This is a genomic window from Streptomyces sp. CBMA29, assembly GCF_014596445.1.
In the GTDB taxonomy this organism is placed as follows: Bacteria; Actinomycetota; Actinomycetes; order Streptomycetales; family Streptomycetaceae; genus Actinacidiphila.
Genome location: NZ_MECL01000088.1, coordinates 13445 through 33604 on the forward strand (window position 1 = coordinate 13445; position 20160 = coordinate 33604).

16 protein-coding genes, 1 tRNA gene and 1 pseudogene are annotated in these 20160 nt (G+C 67.7%); 8 read left to right on the forward strand and 10 right to left on the reverse strand.

Annotated features, from left to right (window positions below; genetic code table 11):
* Nucleotides 1–32: 32 nt before the first annotated feature.
* The 3 genes from BGM09_RS13520 (at nt 33) to BGM09_RS13530 (ending at nt 3185) form a co-directional block, all read left to right on the forward strand.
* A complete protein-coding gene (locus BGM09_RS13520; protein ID WP_188281793.1) occupies nt 33–773 on the forward strand; it encodes a GntR family transcriptional regulator in 741 nt (246 codons plus the stop codon).
* A gap of 504 nt (nt 774–1277) precedes the next feature.
* The gene (locus BGM09_RS13525; protein WP_188281794.1) at nt 1278–1841 is read left to right on the forward strand and encodes a hypothetical protein; all 564 of its coding nucleotides are present in this window, start codon (nt 1278–1280) and stop codon (nt 1839–1841) included.
* A gap of 915 nt (nt 1842–2756) precedes the next feature.
* A complete protein-coding gene (locus tag BGM09_RS13530; protein ID WP_188281795.1) occupies nt 2757–3185 on the forward strand; it encodes a hypothetical protein in 429 nt (142 codons plus the stop codon).
* 204 nt (nt 3186–3389) lie between these two features.
* On the opposite strand, the gene BGM09_RS13535 is transcribed toward BGM09_RS13530, so the two are convergent.
* From BGM09_RS13535 to BGM09_RS13550, 4 genes are all read right to left on the reverse strand, one after another.
* Nucleotides 3390–3761, reverse strand: coding sequence for a hypothetical protein (locus BGM09_RS13535; RefSeq protein ID WP_188281796.1), 372 nt, complete (start codon nt 3759–3761; stop codon nt 3390–3392).
* Nucleotides 3762–3997: 236 nt separating this feature from the next.
* Entirely contained in the window at nt 3998–4243 is a 246-nt protein-coding gene (locus BGM09_RS13540; RefSeq protein ID WP_317452691.1) for a hypothetical protein, read from the reverse strand.
* Nucleotides 4244–4293: 50 nt separating this feature from the next.
* Nucleotides 4294–4617, reverse strand: a complete 324-nt coding sequence (locus BGM09_RS13545; protein ID WP_223186809.1) for a hypothetical protein — start codon at nt 4615–4617, stop codon at nt 4294–4296.
* Nucleotides 4607–5116: a bifunctional DNA primase/polymerase gene (locus BGM09_RS13550; RefSeq protein WP_223186849.1), complete on the reverse strand. Its 510-nt coding sequence runs from the start codon at nt 5114–5116 to the stop codon at nt 4607–4609. Before BGM09_RS13550 ends, BGM09_RS13545 begins: the two co-directional genes overlap by 11 nt.
* A gap of 382 nt (nt 5117–5498) precedes the next feature.
* Between BGM09_RS13550 and BGM09_RS13555 the strand changes: the two genes are divergently transcribed.
* Nucleotides 5499–6749, forward strand: coding sequence for a hypothetical protein (locus BGM09_RS13555; RefSeq protein WP_188281840.1), 1251 nt, complete (start codon nt 5499–5501; stop codon nt 6747–6749).
* A 10-nt stretch (nt 6750–6759) separates the two neighbouring features.
* Here the strand turns inward: BGM09_RS13555 and BGM09_RS13560 are convergent, their stop codons facing one another.
* Nucleotides 6760–7698, reverse strand: a complete 939-nt coding sequence (locus BGM09_RS13560) for a phosphotransferase family protein (RefSeq protein WP_188281799.1) — start codon at nt 7696–7698, stop codon at nt 6760–6762.
* A 95-nt stretch (nt 7699–7793) separates the two neighbouring features.
* Here BGM09_RS13560 and BGM09_RS13565 point away from each other — a divergent pair.
* Nucleotides 7794–7875: transfer RNA gene (locus BGM09_RS13565), tRNA-OTHER, on the forward strand.
* Between the two features lie 542 nt (nt 7876–8417).
* On the opposite strand, the pseudogene BGM09_RS13570 reads toward BGM09_RS13565, so the two are convergent.
* A pseudogene (locus tag BGM09_RS13570) lies at nt 8418–8612 on the reverse strand (ECF transporter S component); the annotation flags it as partial.
* A gap of 971 nt (nt 8613–9583) precedes the next feature.
* Here BGM09_RS13570 and BGM09_RS13575 point away from each other — a divergent pair.
* Nucleotides 9584–9850, forward strand: a complete 267-nt coding sequence (locus tag BGM09_RS13575; protein WP_188281800.1) for a hypothetical protein — start codon at nt 9584–9586, stop codon at nt 9848–9850.
* Nucleotides 9851–9984: 134 nt separating this feature from the next.
* Here BGM09_RS13575 and BGM09_RS13580 read toward each other — a convergent pair whose 3' ends face one another.
* Together BGM09_RS13580 and BGM09_RS13585 are read right to left on the reverse strand one after the other, a co-directional pair.
* Entirely contained in the window at nt 9985–10278 is a 294-nt protein-coding gene (locus BGM09_RS13580) for a hypothetical protein (protein WP_188281801.1), read from the reverse strand.
* A gap of 169 nt (nt 10279–10447) precedes the next feature.
* The gene (locus BGM09_RS13585) at nt 10448–16570 is read right to left on the reverse strand and encodes a DNRLRE domain-containing protein (RefSeq protein ID WP_188281841.1); all 6123 of its coding nucleotides are present in this window, start codon (nt 16568–16570) and stop codon (nt 10448–10450) included.
* 301 nt (nt 16571–16871) lie between these two features.
* On the opposite strand from BGM09_RS13585, the gene BGM09_RS13590 reads away from it, so the two are divergent.
* Entirely contained in the window at nt 16872–17075 is a 204-nt protein-coding gene (locus BGM09_RS13590; RefSeq protein WP_188281802.1) for a hypothetical protein, read from the forward strand.
* A gap of 12 nt (nt 17076–17087) precedes the next feature.
* Here BGM09_RS13590 and BGM09_RS13595 read toward each other — a convergent pair whose 3' ends face one another.
* Nucleotides 17088–17837: a hypothetical protein gene (locus BGM09_RS13595; RefSeq protein ID WP_188281803.1), complete on the reverse strand. Its 750-nt coding sequence runs from the start codon at nt 17835–17837 to the stop codon at nt 17088–17090.
* A 1124-nt stretch (nt 17838–18961) separates the two neighbouring features.
* Here BGM09_RS13595 and BGM09_RS37660 point away from each other — a divergent pair.
* Nucleotides 18962–19471, forward strand: a complete 510-nt coding sequence (locus BGM09_RS37660; protein WP_223186811.1) for a transposase — start codon at nt 18962–18964, stop codon at nt 19469–19471.
* On the opposite strand, the gene BGM09_RS13605 is transcribed toward BGM09_RS37660, so the two are convergent.
* Complete coding sequence (locus BGM09_RS13605) at nt 19401–20153, reverse strand: DUF4253 domain-containing protein (protein WP_188281804.1); 753 nt, start codon at nt 20151–20153, stop codon at nt 19401–19403. The two genes, BGM09_RS37660 and BGM09_RS13605, sit on opposite strands and share 71 nt — an antisense overlap.
* Nucleotides 20154–20160: the final 7 nt, after the last annotated feature.

Sequence of the window (20160 nt, forward strand, 5' to 3'; positions counted from 1 at the left end):
GAGCAAGTACGACCGAACGCAACGGAGGCCCGATGCCAGCGGAGAACACGCAGCCGAAGTACCGCCAGATCGCGGACTACCTGCGCCGTGGCATCCTGGACGGGACGTATCCCGCCGGCCAGCCGCTCCCCTCCGAAGAGGCACTGGCGAAGCAGTTCGGCGTGACGCGCCCAACCGTCCGCCAGGGCCTCACTGAGCTGCGCGCGTCAGGACTAGTCGAGGCCATCATGGGCCGCGGTACGTTCGCCCGCTCGCCGCACAGCCGCCCCAGCCACAGCCGCCCCCGCGGCGTGCGACGGACGAGGGACGGCAGCTACGCCGAGGCAGATGGCATCCACTGGCTCAACGCCGAGGAACCGGTCGCCACCCGCACGGACGCCCCGCTCGCCGTGGCCGACCTCCTACGCATCCCGCCAGGTGAGCCGTTGTTCACGTACGACTCGTTGCAGACGGCGGAGCCGGGCCGCCTCCGCCAGCTCCACCGCACTTACGTGCCGTTCTCCATCCTGGTCGGCACGAAGTACGAGGAAGAGCCGCCCCCGCCGGCGCCGGACCTCTACACAGCGCTGACCGACCTGGGCCACGAGCTCCACTTCACCGAATACTTGCGCCCCCGGATGCCTCTCCCCGACCAGGCCCAAGCCCTCCGCCTCCCCGAAGGCGTCCCGGTCCTGACCATCCTCCGCCTCACCCTCAACCAGGACGACAAGCCCCTCGCCCTGGAGGAGTTCCAGCTCCCCGGCGACGACCTGGAACTTGCCTACCCCCTCTGACCCCAGCACCGCCCTGGCTCAAACTTTCTCTACGTCTTCAAGGCTCCCGGCTCCGCTACCGCTCCGCCGGGCGCGCTTCCCGGCTGCGGCTTGCGCCCACGCTCCTGCCTTCGGCCCGCTCGGCGCCGCCTCGCCGCCGCGCGCCCGCGACGGGGTGGCCCGGAGGGGATGAGGTGATACCGCACAGCCGAGGTCAAGACGATGCCTCCGGCGGGGGCGCTCAGGCTCCGAGATGGGCCCTCACCCGCCGGCGTCCGCGCGTTCGTCGTGGTCAGGGTGGGTGCTCCCATCCCACCTGCCATCGACCCGGGCAAGCCGAGCAGACGCGGCCCAGGGCGTCAAGGTCGTTCGTCCAGCAGGGCGCTCCACCTTGACGCCCTGAACCACGCCCGCTCCACAGGAGTGCGGGCCGACGGCAGACGGGATGGGAGAGGAAGATGGGCGCGAGGCCGGCCCGCAAAAAAATCGGACATACAGGTGACGGTTCGTGCGTAACCTAACCCCATGCCTGACGAAACTCCGACGGAATTCCTAGCGGACCTCAACAGCGGCTCACCACTTGAGTTGATCTTGCGTGGTCATCTGTGGATAGAGGCTCGACTGATCCAATACCTCTCCGCCGTCGTCCCGTTCCCTGATCGGGTTGACTTTGGCCGCTTCACGTACCCGCAGAAGCTCAGCCTCGCTGCGGCGCACGGGGTCCTGGAGAAGGACGACGTTCCGGCTTACCTAAAGGTCAATGCACTCCGGAACAAGATCGCGCACCGCCTGGATGCGGCCCTCAGCCAGTCAGATGAGGTCGAGCTCGTCAACTGCCTTAGCCCGCGCTTGCGGGATGCCGCGCTCCTGGACCAACCCGAAGTGGCCCAACGGCCTTGGCCGGACGTTACGCGCTTCGTGCTCGCTGCGATGATCCTCGTCCTCGATGCTGGACACGCGAAGCTTCTCCGCCTCAAGGAAGAGGGCCGACGGGTTACCGAGCCATTGGAAAACGCAGTGGTCGTTTCCCAGGATCCGCAAGTCCCTGACGGCGCCTCACCCGTTGGCGCAGCTCACAAAGACAGTTAAAGGACGGGCTTCACGTGCCGCCCATGTGCCCTGTCGGAAAGCCCAAAGATGCTTTACGAGGCCGTACGAGGTCAGCTCGGAGCCGAAGTACTCGTCCTCCAAACCGGTGCTGTACAGCAGCGAAGTACAGCAACTACTGCGACCGGCAACGGCCAAAGGATGCCCTCACCGGCCAGTTGACCAGGCCCGCACACCTCGACGACTGTCACGCCCGTAGTTCGCATCGAGGGGCACAAAACACGAAGGCCTCACATGTATTCCATGCGAGGCCTTGTTCGTCAGCTCAGGTAAGGGGTGCGCCAGCAAGGAAATTCGTGATGATCGCTTGGGTCGTTTCCATACCTGCGATCACTAGCATCTTGAATTTAATCATGATGAGCTCCTTTCGTTCGAAGTTGGACTACCGGATTCCGGATTGCTGCTTTTCAGGACCTGGATTCCGTAATTCAGACCTACTGCGACCAAAACGAGCATCACGAACAACCATGCGGGAATTGAACCCGCCCCACAAACCCCTGACCTCAACTGACGACGCATCACACCGTACCACTCGTCCTGCCCGCACCCTCCCCTTCTCGGACTGGCCCTGTATACGGAAGTCGAACCCATACGACTGGGACCACTTTGGCACCACGCGCTGTGCCCCCGGCCGACAACCCTCAGCTCGCGCGAACGACCGATCGGACCCCCGAAGGCATCTGACCTGCGGAAACCCTTGACCGATGATCTGGGGGTCGAGTGGGCCAATTCTCGCCTACTACGTTCCGTGCATGAGTGCTGACACTCGAATGTATGGGTAGAGACCGCACCGATCAGCAGCTTGTGTGCGAGGAGTGCCGCGATCCGGGGCGGCCGGCGTACGCGCGAGGGGTCTTGCCGCTGGACGTGGTGCAGTGTGAACCCTGTTGGAACCGGTTGGCCAATAAGCTGGCGGAGATCGACGGGGCGACGGACAGTCCGAGGGCCGAACCCGATCCGGAGAACCTGGGTTGGATCGAGCCCGAGGGGTGCCCCAAGTGCGGGATGGAAGTGCGCGTGATGCCCACCAACTACGACCGCTGGGTGAACCTCTCGACCGTGCCCATGCGGGCCAAGGAAGTGCCACACCGCTTCCGATGGCGGGTGCTGACGGTTCCCGCTCGGCACTCGGTCCATCCCGTCGCCATGATCGCGGTGCGCGTCGGCGGGCTCGAACCCATGCCGGACGACATGGTGATACCCGCACACACCGTCGAGTGCCAGGACCCCGCCGCGCGGGCCAAGGTCGAAGAGGCGTGGCGAGCGGACCGAGCCCGGCAGGCGTGGGTGTCGCCCGCCGCCGAGGAGTTCGAGGACGACGAGTAGCCGGCGCGCCCCGCGTGCCCGCCGCGTGCCCGTCTGACGGGTGCGTGGCGGGGTCTCACGGGGAACAGCGGGCCGGACGCCCCGGAGGCCCCGGAGGCCCCGTACGGGGCCGTACGAGGTCAGCACGAGGCCACCGCACTCGTCTTCCAAACTAGTTCGGCCAGTTTTGCCGAGCGGACAGCGGCCTTGCGTGCGTACCAAGCCTCAGGATACTTCGGAGCCGCGCCCCTTCTCGGTCTGCCGGACGATGTAGTCGAAGCCCATGCGGCTGAGCACGTTGCCGCCGACGTTGGGGTCGTGCAGGCCGGCCAGGAAGCGCCGGTAGGGCTCGGCGTGGGGGCCGTGGTAGTCGAGGCTGAGACGGCCCGACAGGATCGCGTCGATGATCAGCACGACCGCCTGGAGGAAGTGGTCGTAGTTGGCTGCCGTGCACTCGATTCCAGAACCGCCGGAGAGCCAGCCGGCGAGCAAGGGCTCCAGGTAGACGGTCGCGGCGCAGGTCTCGGAGGGCCTCCACAGCGAGACGAATGCCTGGAATTCCTCGCAGCTCATCTCGACGTGACTGTAAACGCGCACGTCAGCGGGTCGTAATGATGGGGTCACTGTGATCCTCGCCAAGTCTGCTGGAATGAACAATGGCGTGTTGAGACACGTGCGGCGTCACCGCCATCGGCGGTACCGCGCTTCGCCGGTCTGCCTGCCGCCCTTCCGGGCTGCGGCGCTGGGGCGCCGGTCCCGGCCGGGCGGCAGAGGGACCGGAATCAGTGAGCCGCCCGCCGTAAGGCTCCGGCCACGAAAGGTCTTCTCCGCGGCTACTGCGGACGATCGGCGGGAGCAACACCCTCCGCCATCTCATAGGCCAGTCCGGCACTGATCAGCCGAGCCAGGATCTCGGCCGCCTCCGGCCTGACAACACCGATGCAGACCAGGCCGTCACCGGATACGTTCACGTCCGGCCTGAGACCCGGAAAATCGGAGGCCAGGCCGAGAAGGTTCAGTTCGCGCGCCAGGTCGTCGGCGCCGCGCTTGGCAGCAGCCCACCCACGGACGTAGGGCACTCCAGGCGTGAGTCTTTCCGCGCGCTCTGCGCACACTCCGCGAGGGTCCGTCATGTCTCGTCCCTCCGTTCCTGAGAGCCCGCCGAGAGGTCGAAGGACCTTTCAGCACAAGGGACTTCGCATCCCATTGCCACCGCCCGACGGACAAGGCCGGCGAGGCGTTCGGCTGTCTCCGGCGAGATGCGGCCCAGGTCGATGAAGCCGTGCCCGAAGGCATTGACGTCGGCTCGGAGGTACGGGAAGTCACGTTCCATCCCCGCCGCGACCAGTACGTCGCGCAGGGCGCTCACGGCGTTCCGGGCCGCGTACCACTCGTGGCTGTCGATCGGCGACCAAGAGGCCGCGTCGCGCTCCTGCCGCTCGTCACTCGGCATCGGCCGTCTCCTGGCCGTACTTGTCGGCGCGTGCGAGGAGTTCGGATGAAGCGGCAAGCATCACGGCCAGGGCTACGGTTTGCAGCGGGGAACCGTGCTGGGAATGGGTGGGCGCGCTCAGCCACTCGAAGCGGTCGCCGGTCAAGGCCATGGGGCCGGGGACGACGACGTAGGAGCCTTCCGCCAGGATTCGGTACTGCGGAGGCGTTGCCGTCTCTCGGGACAGAGCCGCCTCAAAGCGCTGTTGAGACTCGGCCGGCAGGAAAAACCCCATTCGGTTCGCGCCGCGGTCGACCATCACCGCGCCGACCGGCATTCCACGCCGCCGAAGTTGGTCGAACGTCTCCATGCCGGTCTTCTGGTCGACGGCGAGAACATCGAAGAGAGCACCAGCGGCAACGAGTTGAGGCTGCCGCGGATCGTCGAGCCACATCATGCGGCATTGCGTCGGGTCCTCCGACGCCAAGCTCAGCCATTCGATTCCCCGGCGTGTCATCATCTGCACGCGCCATCACCCCAAAGCGTCCGGCCGCGGACTGTCCGCCACCGCCACCAGCGTCGAACCGCGCCCCCTGGGCTGGGCAGATGACGCCAGATGACGTGGGGTGACGCGCGGGGGAAGTGCGCGTCATCCTCCGTCGCCCCGCCGGCCCGCTGGTCTGCCGAGAGATCAAGCGCGTAACGCACCGATCACGTAAGGTCATGAGTCAGCCACTAATCGCGCGAGGCAGCGAAGAGGCCGGGTGGGAAACGTGATCGATGACGACGGCGCCCAGATCCGGGCAGCGCGTAAGCAGCGAGGATGGGGTCAACTCCGGCTCGTCAGCGAACTGCGCCGAGCTGCCCAGCAGCGCGGGAGCGCCCTCCCCGCGGATGCCAGCGTGAAGCGCCGTATCGCGAGTTGGGAGAACGGGCACAGCCAGCCCGACGACTTCTACGGCCCGCTCTTGTGTGATGCGCTCGGTGTCACCGGAGCCGAATTGGGTCTCCGGGCGAGCACGGTCGACGGCGAACCCCAGCTCCTCGAAGCCCGCTATCCGCCGACGCCGGATGCGGCGGTCTCGGCCGCCGACCGGTTGTGGCGTGCCGATCTCAACGGCTACGAGCCGCTGTTGACCTCAGAGCCGTCCGAACACGCTTGGAGCGACGCGTCCTTACGGTGGCTGGTCGCACCGGAGCCGGCGCCGACGCAGGCCGCCGACCGTACGGGTTCGCGCGTAGGACTGGCGGACGTGGCCATGGTGAAAGCCACCAGCGATACGTTCGCCTCGCTGGACGACCAGTTCGGGGGTGAGCACGCCCGGCATGCAGTGATCCAGTACCTCAGCCGCGACGTGGCGCCACTGCTGAGCGGCCGGTACACGGAGGGCGTAGGACGCGCACTGTTCTCGACGGTCGCCGAAGCGACGCTCCTTGCCGGGTGGATGTCGTACGACGCCTGTCACCACGGACTCGCTCAGCGGTATTTCCTGCAAGCGTTGCGCTTCGCACAGGACGGCGGCGACCGCCGACTCGCGGGAAGCATCCTGTCGGCAATGAGCCACCAGGCGACGTTCCTCGGTCGTCATACGGAGGCCGCGACGCTCGCCCGTGCGGCCCGTATGGGCATCTCGGGCGTGGCCACGCCTACGCTCATGGCGCAGTTCCACGCGATGGAGGCGCGGGCCCTGGCGCGTACGGGTGACAAGCGCGGCTGCGAGCAGGCCCTCGCGGAGGCGGCCCGCTTCCTCGACCGCCGCAACTCCGGCGACGAGCCGGAATGGATCACGTATTTCGATGACGCAGAACTCGCCGCCGAGGCCGCGCACTGCTTCCGCGACGTCAACAGTGCCCGCCAGGCCGTCGAGCACGCCGGGAACGCGATGAGCGGCAGCCACGTGCGGTCGGACTTCTTCGTGACGATGGTGCTCGCCGACGCGCATCTCCGAGCGGGCGACGTCGATGAGGCATGCCGGGTGGCGCTGGACGCGCTGGACTTGGGCGAACAGCTACGGTCCGCCCGGTGCGTCAGTTACCTACGCGAGTTCCGTGCCGCGCTGGCCCCGCACGGCACGACCGCCGCAGTACGTGAGCTGCGTGAACAGGCGGCAGACCACCGGTTGTGGCTGGCGACCGGCCGCGAAAGTGCGTAGGAGTGCGTAGTCAGAAGGGACGCCAATCACGGCGTGTGGCGCCTGTACGGATCGCTTTCACGCGGTGGGCGAACTCCCCGGCTGCGCGCGGCTCGGCCGCGGCCTTTCCGCCCATCCAGAGCGTCATCATCAGCTCGCGAAGGTCGGCGAGGACCGGATAGCCGGGCCAGTTCATGACGTCGAAGCCGTAGTGATGGACGAAAGATTCGTATTGCTCGCGCGTGTGCCAGCCGTACCGGTCGTAGTAGATCGCGGTGAGGATCAGGTCCCACTCGCGCGGGGCCAGCGCGAAGCCGTCGAGGTCGATCAGGACCGCCTGCCCGGAGCGGGCACGGAGCACATTGCCGATGTTCGCGTCACCGTGGACGACACCGAAGGGCAGAACGAAATCGAGCCGGCCGTAGTCCTTCTCCAACTGGTCGGCGCGCTCGGCGAGATACGCGGCATCGGCCTCATCGACGCCGCTCAGTGCTCGCAGCGACGCCCGCACCCTGGCGAACGGTTCGAAGTACGGCAGCCCCAGCGACTCCGGCTCCTCCAACCAGTGCAACCGCCTGATCAGATCGGCCAGTTCGGGCAGGCTCGCGTACTCCTCCGCGTCCTGGAGGCTCTCCCAGAAGGTGACCACCCGGCCGCCGACGAGAAGCGGCTGCGCGCCTGCCTCGGGCAGCACCCGATTCGCCGGGAAGTCCTCCGCCGCCAGCCAGCGCGCGACCCCTACGGCTCGCCGCATCTCGTCCAGAGCATCGACGTCCGCGGCGATTCGTACGATCACCGGCCGGTCCGCCAGCGCGTACACCGCGTTGGAGCCGAGCCGCAGCAGCCGGGCGCCCGAGGCGTCGAGGCCGGCTTCCGCGCAGGCGTCCCGGAGTACGTCGAGTGTCGTCTCCTCCGTGAAGCCCGATGCCCCGTTGCCTGCCCTGTCGCCGTCCGGCACGCCACTCGCCATACCGTTGACGATACGGCGCCGAAGGGCCCCCTACAGGCACTCACGTCATAGGGGCGTGATGATCTTCCCCACGGCGAGTGCCGTGCAGCGCTCCCGCCCAGCTCAGCGCCCCGCAAAGAGCAACGGCCTCGCTGGCCTCCGGAGCCGTGTGCGCAGGTTCGAATCCTGCCGGGGGCACTCCGGAAACAAGGCTCTGACCAGCAGAAATGCCGGTCAGAGCCTTTCTTGTACCTGTCAAAAGACACACGGTCTTGTGACCATTGCTCTTTTCGGCATGAGAACCCTACAAACCAACGTCGAGCGCACTCGGCACAGCCAATTCCGCAGGTCAAGCCGCCGGTCGTTGAGTGACGACCGCCGTTCCTCTTCGCCCAGGAAGCTCCGGGACCGCATTCACCCGCCGACCGCGTTCCTCGTGAGCAGGCCCCCGACCTGCGATGAATGCCGCAAACACACAAGGCCACGAGGGTCTTTGCTCCCCGGCGGGGACCATCTACATGCTGCCGAACTTGTGGCTCCTCGACAGACCCTCACGACTACAACCCCACGCATGGTGGGGGTCTACCGGCGATCCCCTGTCCCGCCGGTCGGCAGGCTTGAGGGGCGCACGCAGCACTGCGGTCCGTCTAGTCCGGTTACTAAGCGTGAAGGCGGAGCGCGTGGCGCGCCGACGGCCTGCGTCGCTCTCGGCGCCACAAAACGCAGCGTCCTTCCATGGCTCACAGCGCAGTCGGCGAAACGAAACGAACGGGGCCGGTGAAGTTGGCGCGGCGGAAAGTGGTGAGGGCGGCGGGGCCGGCGAGCAGGATGGCGACGCAGTTGGTGACGGCGCGGCCGACGTCCCAGCCAAGGAAGGTGGCTGCATCGAAGGTGAGGTATCGGTGCCACTGCTGGATGAAGGGCAAACACCTCAAGACTGGAAGGCCCTGACTCGGCACCAGGGCCACCGTCACCACCTGCTCGACACCTCCCAAGCCGTCGCCGGCCTGTTGTCCGATCAGCGAACGGTCGGCCAGTCCGTCAAGGCCACGCTTCCCGCACGAACGAACGAACCGCACCACGTCTTTCGGCTACACCGGCCACCAGCTCACGTCGATCACCAACCCCGACGGCGGGATCACCAACTTCACCTACGGCGCCCGCGGGGTGGCCTCGGTGACCCAGCACAACACCGCCGCCGGCTCCCCCAGCGACTCCGTCACCCGCCTGTCATACCCGACCGCCACGCAGACCCTGCTGGCCGCACAAAACACCAACCAGGCCCAGCCGGTCGCCGCGGTCCCGGACAGCGTGACCAGACCACCGACGCGAACGCCGCGGTCGCCAAGGTCACCTACAACAGCGACGGCACGGTGGCCACCTCCACCGACCCGGGCAACACCGACAGCGCCACCTACGGCTACGACTCCGCCACCCGCCAGGCCACCTCCGTCACCCCGGTGACCGGCGGATCCCTGGGCGGCCAGACCTACAGCTACGACAAGTACGGACGGCTGTGGAAGTCCACCGACGGCCGCAACATCACCACCACCTACGGCTACGACGACGCCGACCGCATCACCTCGGTCACCTACTCAGACACCGCCCACGGGCCCCCGCCATCGCGTGCACTGCGCCGACCGGGTGGCACGATGTCAGGCGCCGACCCCAGCCCAGGCCACCGCAGCGTTCATTCCGGCGTGGCGATATCGGCACGCCGGCCTACCGTTGAAGAAGGGTCGCGGTGCGGTCTTCCCCGCCCGCAGCCCGACCACGTTCAGCCCCTCCGTTCGGAGCCGTCGATGCGTCTGCTGGTCCGGACGCCGGGTCGCCCAGTAATTTGTTGGAGGAGTTGTACGACCGGGTCTGGGCACCCGTGCCGTTGCAGGTGTAGAGCTGGAGTCGGGTGCCGTCGGCCGTCGGCCGTCGAGGAGCCCGGGTCGGCTGGACGCCGACCGGATCTCTCGAACCGCTCACGGCCACGACCACCTACGCCCTCTTCCGGTGGACCAAGGACAACTCGTGGTCGTCCAGCAGCGTCTCGTTCACCGTGGCGGACCTGGACCGGCCCGCTCCGGGATCGGTCCGCTACGACCGGTCCTCCGGCGACGGCGACGCGGCGGCAACCGTTCCTATCAGGGAGTTGACCGCCCGCGTCTGCGAGGGCGGCTGACGCGGCAGTACACCCGGCCCCGGTACCGGCTGCTCATGGGAGCACGGTCCGCAGGCGGACGACGAGCAGCGGACATCATGTCCCGGGGACTGCCGACCGCGTCGGGTGATGGCCCGGCGGCTAGGCCCGGGGGCTCAGGAGTGGCCGGTCGCGTCGGGCACGCTTGCCTCCTCGTCCGGTGCGGGGTCGCCGTTGGTGTCCTGGATTTCAGCGAGCAGGGCTTTGCGTTTGCGGCCCGACAGGGAGTCCTCGTTGACGCTGTGCATCGCCCAGGGGATCGGGCAGGGGCCCTCGTGATCCGGGTCAGGACAGAGCACGGCGGACAGCTTGTCCATCACGTGCTCGTGTTCAGCGGCCGTGGCGACCAGGGCGATCTTCACCTGCCACAGCCGGGGCTGTTCCGCGGTGTCAGGGGGGGAGTCGGGCATGGCGGAGATCCTTGTCTGGGTCATCGGGTCCGGGATGGTGCGCCGGGAGTAATGGGGGTCGGGCCCGCGCGGGCGCGGCCCCCAGTGAAGGGGGCCGCACTCTACGGTCCGCACGGCCGGCCTGTGCGGGCCGAGAGGCGCACGCTACGCAGCCGGCCGGGATCACGGATCAGGGACTGCAGCCGCAGAAGCTGCCGTAGGTCCCCCTCCACACCTCGCTGTGGAAGAGGAAGCCCCATGAGTTGTGATTGGCGCTGCGCATCCAGTTGGGTGCGTTGTGCCGGTGGATGCTGCGCGGGCTGTAGTTGCTGTCGAAGAACTGGCGCACCCGGTTCTTGGTGCAGTCGAACGCTTTGCAGTGCCGCGCGTAGCAGCCGCGCGGCGCCTGGTGGACGGTGTCGCGCTTGGCCTCGCGTGCGGCGTCCTCCTCACTGTGGCCCGAGCCGGCGCCGTAGATGTACCCGGTGCAGTGGGAACCTCGGCCCGCCAACTGGCACTTGGCCTTGCATTTCCACTTGCGGCCGTCGAGGTCGTTCTGGTTGATCGGGTCTCCGGGGTATCCATAGCGGTTCTCGCCGCCCCCGAAGACCGGGTCCACCGACAGGAATCGGCCGGTCGACGGGTCGTACAGCCGGATGCCCATCAGGATATGGCCGGTGACGGTCTCGGCGGACCGCTGCCGTACTCCCAGCCATCCGTACCGCGCCGTGTTCTGACCGGCCCGCTCGTTGCCGTACTCGTCGGTGTCCAGGACGGTCGGGGCGACCGAGGAGTCGAGCGGCAGTTGCACCGCGATGTCACCGTGCACGGTGGACAGTTGCAGCACGGCGTCGCCGGAGGCACCGGTCGTGGCGGTCAGGCCGCCGGACAGCGAGGAGACGTTGCGGGTGACGGCGCCGGTGGCGGCGTCCTCGACGATCCACCGCGGGCTGTCGGCGTCGCAGTCGTAGTGGTTGGTCTTGGTGCCCAGGGCCACCCAGGCACTGCCGGACTTCTGTTCCGCGGTCCAATTGCGGAACCGCATCCCGGAGTCGAGATTCCAGGTCTGCCGCTGGGTGGCGGTGGTCTCCTGCCGGGCGATGTCGTTGGCGAAGTAGCCGACGGACACCGAACCGGGCAGCGTCGTGGTGCGGCCGAAGGCGTCGTAGGTGTAGCCGGCGCCCACGAGGCGGTCGGCGGAGTCGTAGGTGCTGGTGACCGCGGTGCCCGAGGCCGGGCAGTCCTGGCCGGGAGCGGCCTGCGCGGTGCTCACACTGGTGCGGTTGGTGCGCGCGTCGAAGCCGTATCCGCGACGTGTGCACACCGTGTCCGCGGTGTCCCGCACGACGGTCAGACGGCCCGCCGCGTCGTAGGTGAACTCCTGCTCGGATCGTCCGGCGTTGGTGGTGGCCTGGTCGTGTACCGATTCGGTGATGGTGTCGCTGTAGACCAGGGCGCCGTCGCTGTCGCGGGTGTAGGTGCGTTCCACGGGAGTGTCGGTGGTGTCGGTCCGCACCGCGAGCGTGTACCCACCGGGCAGTTTCTCACTGACGACGGTGGCGTCCGCGTCATAGGTCCCGCTGAACGTACCGGCGGCGGAGTCGATGATGGTGGTGACCAGACCTCGCGGTTCGGTCGTGTGGTCGTAGGTGAAGGTCTGTGTGGAGGGCACGCTGTCGGTGACCTTGACCGGCCGGTCCAGGTGGTCGTACTCGGTGGTGGTGGTGCCGCTGTCGGCGTCCTGGTAGCCGGTCAGGCGGCCGAGGGTGTCGAAGGTCTTGGTGATGGTGCCGCCGGACGGCGAGGTCACCGACGCCACCCGGCCGGTCGCGGCGTCGTAGGTCGTGGTGGCGGTGGGAACGGCCTGTCCCAGACCGCCGGTGACCGTGACGGCGGCGGCCCGGCCCGCGCTGTCGTACGTCGTGGCGGTGGTGCGGGTGACGCCGTTGGCGGTGTTGGTGATGGAGGTCGTGTTGCCCCACGAGTCGTACTCGTAGGTGCTGCCGGCCAGTTGGGTGGGGTTGGCGCCGCCGCCGGTGATGGCGCCGGCGGGGCCGGAGGAGCACAGCAGATCGGCCCACTCGGGACGGCCGGCGCAGGTGCCGGTGCCGGTCGCGGACCAGTACGCGGTCAGCGTGGTCGCAGCGTCGGTACCGGTGGCACCTGGCGGAGTCTCCTTGATCAGCTGACCCTTGGCGTCGTACTGGTACGCGGTGGTCAGTGCCAGACCGCCCGGGTCCTGGATCTTCTTGAGGGGTACGCCCCGGGTCCAGTCGAGCACCGTCTGCGTGGTCCTGACGTCACCCTGGACAGTGGGGTGTTCGCGGACCTGGATGCCGGCGAGGGTCCGGGTGACCTGGTCGCGGACGGTCGCACTGCCATCGGTGGGACGGCCGGTGTCGTACTCCTTGACGGTCCAGCTGCGCCCGGTCACCGAGGTGCCCGCGGAAGCCAGCCGGGTGGTTCCGGACTTCAGGTCTGCGGTGAGGTCCAGGCGCCGCAGCGGGCCGAACTCCTGCAGTTCACGGAGGCCGCCGACGTCCCACACGGTGGTGGTCGACAGTTGCAGTGCCCGCTCCGCGGAACTGAGCTGCGCGATGCCCAGGTCCGCCTGGGTGGCCTTGTCCGCCGCGGTCAGCCCCAGGGCGACCGAGCGATTGCCCGCGGTCAGTTCCCGGACGGTGTTGCCGAAGCGGTCGGATTCCGTGGTGGAGACGTGGCCGCCGGGTGTCACCTCGTTCACCGTACGGCCGGAGGCGTCGAGATAGCTCAGGCTCGCCCGCTTGTAGGCCGTGGACGGCAGGGCACTGCCGCTGGAGGAGGCGGGCACCGAGTCGGACGGGAAGACGGCGGTGGCGTCGGTGGGTGAGTCGGTCTGCCCCCATGCCTTCACATCGGACGCGCCCATCTTGTAGGGAGCAGCCGTCCCGGTCAGCGGGACACCGTAGACCACGGTGGTCACCCCGGTACCGTCGACAGTCGCCGCACTGCCCTGGCTGAGTGTCGGGCGGGAGGCGCCGAGCAGCATGCCGGGGCCGGCCACCGCGGTGTCGCCGGCCTGGCCGTAGGTGAACGTCCACGGCTGGTCGGTGGTCGAGCGGTAGGACGTGATGCGGCCGGCGGTGTCGTAGCCGTATGTGGTCTGGGTGGCCTGGTCCAGCCGCGGGTTCCACTCCTGGCGCAGCCGGCCCGATGTGTCGTAGCGGTAGGTGGCCACCGACCGCGACGTGGCGGAGGCCCCACCCTTGCCCGTCGCGTACAGCAGGATGTCCTTGACCTGTCCGGCGTAGTCGCCGAATGTCTGCGCCGTCGCGGTGGTGGAGGTCGCGTAGACGAACTCCAGCACCCGGCAGCCCTTGGTGGTGGGTGTGGCCAGGCAGGTGGCGTTGTCGGTGCCCGATGTCGGGGCCACCACGCGCACCGGCCGTGCGACGGTGTCCGTTCCCACCACCACCGTCTCGGACTTGGTGGTCGTGGTGGTGGTGTCGAGGCCGTCGAGCCGGGAGGACGTCATCTGCCAGGTGTCCACCCCTGCGGCGGTCTTGCCGAACTCGGTCACGACGCCTTCGCCGTCGTTGAGGGTGAAGGCGGCGCTGACGCTCCCCTTGAGGACGAGGTCGGCGGATCCGGGTTCGGGTATCCAGCCGGTCTTGGCCGCGTTGGACGTGAAGTTGACCTTCGTGCCGTCGGCCTTGACCAGGGTGACGGCGGTGTCGGACAGGCGCCGGACGTAGGCGTAGTCGGACTCGGTGAGCTCGGCCGTGATGCCGGAGACCCATGCCGAGCCGAAGATCGCCGCCTGGCCCTTCTGGTCGGCGCCCTCGGTCGGGGTGCGGGAGGACGCGGTACGGGTGACGGACATGCCGTAGTAGGCGACGTCCGGTGAGGTGAGGGTGTAGTCGCCGGTGAGCAGGTTCACCGAACCCGGTCCGACTTCCTGGGTCGCGGCCGTGTCTGCGTTCCGGTCGACCACGGCGTTCAGCGGGTTGCTGGTCGCCGACGCGTTCGCCGGCCCGCTGAACTCGGCCCTGATCTGCACCGCTCCGTCAGGACTGACCGTGCTGGCCGCGTCCCAGGTCAGCGGGGTATTTCTGCCGTTGGTGAGGGCGACGGGCCAGGCTGTCGGCGAGATGCCGCCGGCGCTGACGTGTGCGAGCGGGACGGGGGTCCAGGCGTCGGCGTCGGAACGCCGCCAGGAGAACGTGACCTTGTCGAACTTGCCCGCGTCGGCTTCGGCCGCGAGGGTCAGCCTGCGCGCGGTGCGGTCGCCGTCGGAGGGCTGGCTGAAGCCGCCCGGCCCGGCGTGGAAGGTGTAGGTCGCGGCTTCGGACCGGTTGTCGGCCTTGTCCACGGTCCGCACCTGGAGGGTCTGCGTGCCGTCCTGCGCCGGGGTGATGCCGAGCGCCTTGTCGCCCGCCGCTCCGGCCGTGGCGACCTTGGTCCAGGTCACGCCGTCCAGCGACCATTCCAGCCAGTTGTGGTCCGCGGCCGGCGGCGTGACAGTGAAGACGCCCGCTTGCCCCGCTCCCTTGACCCAGGCGGTGGAGGGATAGTCCGTCGAGACGATCTTGGTGGGCGCGGAGGGCGCCTTGGTGTCCACGGTGAACGTTCTGGACGCCGACCAGCCGAGGTTGTAGTGCGTGCCGTCGTACGGGGAGGTGCGGAAGGTGTAGGTCTTGCCGTCCGCCAGGAGCCCGGCGGGCACCGTGACCGATGCCACCTGACCGGAGGGTACGAAGGGAGAGACCAGCGAGTTCCCGACCTGGAGGCCGGTGGCCGCATCGAAGACCTGGAAGGTGCCGTCGACCTTGTCGCCGTTGGGGTCGACGAAGGTGTCGCGCAGCACCGGTGTGAGCGTGTTGACCGTGTAGGCACCGTCGTAGGAGAAGTACGGCGGACCGGCCTCCTGCTTGGTCCCGTTGCGGGGCCGGTAGTTGTAGGTCACCACGAGTTTGGGCGGGTTGGTGGTGGCGTTCGCGGAGTTGAAACGCTTCCACTGGCCGGTCGTGGATTCACTCGTGGCCCGCAGGCCCATGCCGGAGGTGGCGTTCTTGGCCGAGGCCCAGGTCTGCGCGAGGGTCGTCACATCCGCGTTGACCCAGCCGTCGGGAGCCGAGGTGCACGCCGGGTTACCCCTGGTCTCGGTGGACGTGGCCTCCTTCTGGTTCCATACCGGCTGGGCCGTCCACCGTGAGGAAGTGGATGCCTTGCCAGAGGCCCACACCTCCCATGGGTACGCCTTACAGTCCGTGTTGCCGGAATGGAAGTTCCACAGACTGAGCTTCGCGCTGGTGACCAACGCATCGGCGAACGGCGCGGTGTTCCAGGTGATGAACGACCGGGCGGTGCGGGCACTCCCGTCAGAATTCGTGGTGCCGGGGTTGCCGAGGTCGAGTTCCGTATCGGCGGACCAGTCGACGGTCTCGCCCTGCTGCACGTAGGTGTCGAAGAGATTACCCAGTGCCGAGGTCGACGGGTCGACGGTGACCGGGTAACGGGTGGCGGGATCGGCGAGGAAGGCCGCGTCCGGAGTGATGACGAGATCCACGCCTCCCGGTATCGCCACGGCCCGCAGCGAGACACGGGCTCGGTGAGTGTGCTCGCCGGAGACGCCGTCCACGGTGGCGTCCCACATAACCGGGGCCGGCATCGTGGCGCGCTGACGGGACGACTTGTCGGTGAACACCACGCTCCCGTCAGCCTGCTGGCGCACCTTCAGTCCGTCGGCCCTAAGCGGCAGGGTGTACGTGAAACCGGCGGCCGGCTTGGCCGTGATGTCGACGAACTGCTCGAAGCCGGTGCGGGTCGCCTCCACGACGACATCCGCACCGGGTACGGCGTTGCGGTAGGTGGCACGCGTGCCGTTCAGTTGGGGGGCGGGCAGTCCGCCGTGCCACTGAAGGGTGATCCGGTCCTGGCCGGCCCCCAGCGTCACCAGATCGGTCGCTGACGCCTGCTGGGCCGCCTTCAGGGAGACTGGGCGGGAACCGCTGCCGCCCGACAGCCTGAGGCCACGCGGGTGCGCCTTGGTGACGACCGAGCCGTCGGCAGCCAAGGTCAGGGCTGCGTCCACGGCGCGCCAGGCCCCCGTTCCGGCGTCCTTGAAGCGGATCGGGCCGGCCGAGGTCTCGGTGGTCAGCGAACCGTCCTTGTTAACCCAGGTCGTCGACGTCTCCGTACGCTCGGATAGGGCCTCGACGCGCTTGCCCTCGAGCCGCGCGGCCACGCGCGCCGACGGGAGGTCGGCCGCCTCGGACGCGGACACGTCCTGGGTTCCATCCGTGTTGGCCGTGGCGGTGGGTGCGACGGCCATAGCGGGGTCGGGTCCCGCGAGCAGCGCGACGGACAGGGCAAGAACGAGACTGCCTGCCGTGTAGGGCAAGGCCCCCCCGGGCCACCAGCGCCCGCGCGATATGAACGCACGTATGCGAGCTGTCATGACTCCTCATCCTCTTCACGTGGCGTCATCCATGCCGTGACGCTGCGGAGAATCTACTGAGGAAAGCCCGAGACTAGAAAGAGTAAATCACCAGTAAAGCATCACTCCATCTTTAAACGTGTGTGACCATTTTCACAAGCTGTAAGGAATCCACGTCGACCGGTCCGCGGCGGACTTGGGAGGGCACTCCAACAACGGCACCGTCAGCAACGGAGCGCCCAACCATCACCAGGAGCAGCGTGGTTGTAACTTCCAGTGCACCGTGGGCACCGCCGGAGCGGCGTCGGCGCGCGGCGGCGTCGGCGCCGCGCGGCAGACCGTCGACCGCAGCACCTTCTTCGCGGCGCAGGATGAACCACCGGTGATGCCGAACGGGTAACCCAGGCCCGGATTACCCGCACCAACGGCGCGCACCAAAGGGTGTCTGGTAATGGAATATAAAATTCCGACAACCGGACGCTCGAATTCCTTGACCGTGGCACCACAGGCGCAACCTCAGCATCGCAGCGGATGCGCAAACCGGATGTTCTCCGCTTCTTTCGGAGGACCTTGCGCTTGCGCCGCACCTCTCCGGCGCCGCCGCGCTCCCGTCGCGCCTCAGACGCAGCGCCTCCAGGACGCTACGGGCCACGACCGGGTCGTGAAGGTCCACCAGCGGCCTGGACGCCTTCGCCACCCACGCCAGGACCAGCCGCTCCCGAGCGGGGATGTCGTGCTCGCTCGCTCCCGGGCCCAGGAACGCCCACGAGCGCAGCGCCCGGTGCAGCACATCCTCACCCGGCCGGCCCGGCACATCCCACAGCATCGCCCTCGTGACCAGAGCCAGCGCCTCACTGGTCTCGTTGCGCGTGGTCGCCGCCCGCCCCACCCAATGATCCCGCGCGTAGGTGACAGCGAACGCGTACCAGGTCAGCTCCGACGACCCCCGAGACCCGTACGGCCCCGGACCGGACGGAGCCAGCCCCACCCGGATCGCCCGCGCCAGCTCCGCACCGAACTCACCCGCCACCTCAGCCACACCCCGGCCGCGATCCACCGGGACGTCATGCCGGAACTCCCGCTGCCGCCGGCGGCCGATCACCAGCCCGCCACCCACCCCGGTCGCCCCGGTCGCCCCGCCCTGCACCAGCTGCTGCACCATGCCCATTCCCCTCACGTCGAGGAGGCAGGACTGCCCACCGCCCCAAGCCGCCATCCGCACCACCCCCCGAACGGCCCAACCCCCACCCGCCGGTGTCCCCGTCCCCCCAGCAGAAACCAAGGTCACCCAGCGTGACCGGAAGAGCACGTGTGCCCCATCGCACTCCTTCACGCCCCCCAACACCGGCCGCCGCCAGGGATGCCAGCACACCGGGAGGGGTACCGATACTGGGTGACCAACCGACGCCGGGCAACCTGACAGCACCTCAGATTCCAGCCCGGAGCGAGTGGCGTATTTGTGGCGCAGGGAGCCTGGCGAGGCGTCAGTTAACGCTTTGACCTGCGGAAACTCCGGAAAGAGCTCCGGAGCCGTTGCCCTATTGCTGATGACGGCGATCATGCTTCTGACCAGGCATTTGTGCCCACAGGAGCGTCCTGCCCTGGATCTCCGTCCGCTCCTCCGAGATCCGAGGTCACCCTCGCGACTGGTCACGGCAACGGGTTGGAGGATCACCTGCACACTCGGCAGCCGGAACCCGCGGAGGGGATTATCCCTGGGTATTCGGCGGAATTGGGTGATCTGAAGTCCCGATAGCAGAAAGGTGCCGTTGACCTGCGAGGATGCGAGTGCCTAGGTCGTATCTGCTACAGAAGTCAGGGCACCTTTCAGGTGGTTGAGGGTGCGGGGTGGGATCGTCGGCTGTCGGTAGCGGCTGACGGGAAGAGGCTGATCGGGCATGCCGGGGCGGTGCTGCTGCGCCGGTGTGCGGACCGCACGGGACTGACGGACGCGTTGGCGAAGGTACTGCCGTCCAGCGTGGTGCCCGGCCGGCGGCACCGCGCGGGTGTGCTGGTGCAGCTCGCGGTCACGATCGTGCCCGGGGCGGCGAACTTGTCGGAGGCCGAACAGCTCCAGTTACACTGCTGGCCGTTATTCGGGCCGGTGGCCTCGGACTCCACCGCACGCCACACGCCGCACGCCGCACGCCGCACGCCGCACGCCGGCAATCCTCGGATAGACGGCCCTGGCGCGGATCGCCAAGGTCCGGGCGCGGGTGCGCCGGCACGTGTGGAGCCTGCTGCATCTGCGGCCGGGGCGGCTTCCCGTGGCTGACGGTGCCGTGCATGCGGCTCACCGGCTGGATCGTCGTCGATCCTGACGCCACCGTCATCACCTCGGCGTCCAAGAAGGCCGGGGCGGCGGTCACGTTCAGAAAGACGTTCGGGTTTCATCTGCTGGCCGCGTGGTGCGCGAACACCACCGAGTCGCTGGCCATGCTCCTGCGCCCCGGCAACGCCGGGGCGAACACCGTGGCCGACCACATCGCCGTGCTCACGAACGCCCTCGCGCAGATCCCAGGTTCATCGGCGGCGACGATCCTGATCCGGGTGGATGGGGCGGGAGCCGCCCACGGCCTGCTGGAGCACCTCGAAGCCCTGAACACCACCCGGCGCACGGTCCGCTGCACCGTCGGCTGGAGGATCACCGAAGACGACGAGAAAGCGATCGCGAAACTGCTTAACGGCCCGTCACCCGATCGGCGGCCCGCTCGAAGAATCTCCGTCAGTCCCACCAAAAGAACCACTGGTGCGATGGCGCTTGACGCTCTGCGATATCAAAACTATCGCCGATGACTTGACTCAAATCACCACAGTATTCGACCTGCTCTACAGCTACCCGAGCCCTCTCGAGGAGGGATAGGGGAGGGTTCGCGACATCAAGTACCACGGCCGATGATCCGATGTAATAAACAGTTGCACCGTATCTTTCATACCATTCTCGCAAAACGGCGACATGGTATCCATAAAGAGCACTGGGCGCGCATGTCGATTCACTAGGATGAGGAACGGACGGCGCATTCAACACGGCCGGAAGGGTGAAAGATCGTTCCGCTTCGGTTAAAATAATCCACTCGGGCTGACGATGGAAATACGATTTCGCGATCTCGCCATAGGCATATGGTTTCGGGTTATCGCTCAGCCCGGCCGCAACCACTTGACTGACCGTATCGCCGCTGGGGTTCAGCGCACTCCTGGCTTCTCCGCATGCTCGATCGTCATTCGTATTATTTTGGCCGTGTAGAATCCCGGCATCCGCACCGCTATCCCACTCCCAATCTTCTGGTGAATCGTGACTTACGAACGGCCAAAGTCCGGTTTGTGCATGAACATCCCGCAGTCGACGCCACATTTGGCGAATACTCGACTGTGGACACCGAAATCCCTCGAGAACTGCGCCACCCGGGGAAATTGACCGCTCAATGGAACCTTTTTCGAGGCCAAATTCATGGATTACCTTGACTACAGCATCGTGCATATACATC

Excerpts from the sequence above, each read along its gene's own strand:
- BGM09_RS13520 (WP_188281793.1), top strand. The coding sequence starts at position 33 with ATGCCAGCGGAGAACACGCAGCCGAAGTACCGCCAGATCGCGGACTAC.
- BGM09_RS13525 (WP_188281794.1), top strand. The coding sequence starts at position 1,278 with ATGCCTGACGAAACTCCGACGGAATTCCTAGCGGACCTCAACAGCGGC.
- BGM09_RS13545 (WP_223186809.1), bottom strand. The coding sequence starts at position 4,617 with ATGCCGAGTGACGAGCGGCAGGAGCGCGACGCGGCCTCTTGGTCGCCG.
- BGM09_RS13550 (WP_223186849.1), bottom strand. The coding sequence starts at position 5,116 with ATGATGACACGCCGGGGAATCGAATGGCTGAGCTTGGCGTCGGAGGAC.
- BGM09_RS13560 (WP_188281799.1), bottom strand. The coding sequence starts at position 7,698 with ATGGCGAGTGGCGTGCCGGACGGCGACAGGGCAGGCAACGGGGCATCG.
- BGM09_RS13580 (WP_188281801.1), bottom strand. The coding sequence starts at position 10,278 with ATGCCCGACTCCCCCCCTGACACCGCGGAACAGCCCCGGCTGTGGCAG.
- BGM09_RS13585 (WP_188281841.1), bottom strand. The coding sequence starts at position 16,570 with ATGGCCGTCGCACCCACCGCCACGGCCAACACGGATGGAACCCAGGAC.
- BGM09_RS13595 (WP_188281803.1), bottom strand. The coding sequence starts at position 17,837 with ATGGTGCAGCAGCTGGTGCAGGGCGGGGCGACCGGGGCGACCGGGGTG.
- BGM09_RS37660 (WP_223186811.1), top strand. The coding sequence starts at position 18,962 with ATGCGGCTCACCGGCTGGATCGTCGTCGATCCTGACGCCACCGTCATC.
- BGM09_RS13605 (WP_188281804.1), bottom strand. The coding sequence starts at position 20,153 with ATGCACGATGCTGTAGTCAAGGTAATCCATGAATTTGGCCTCGAAAAA.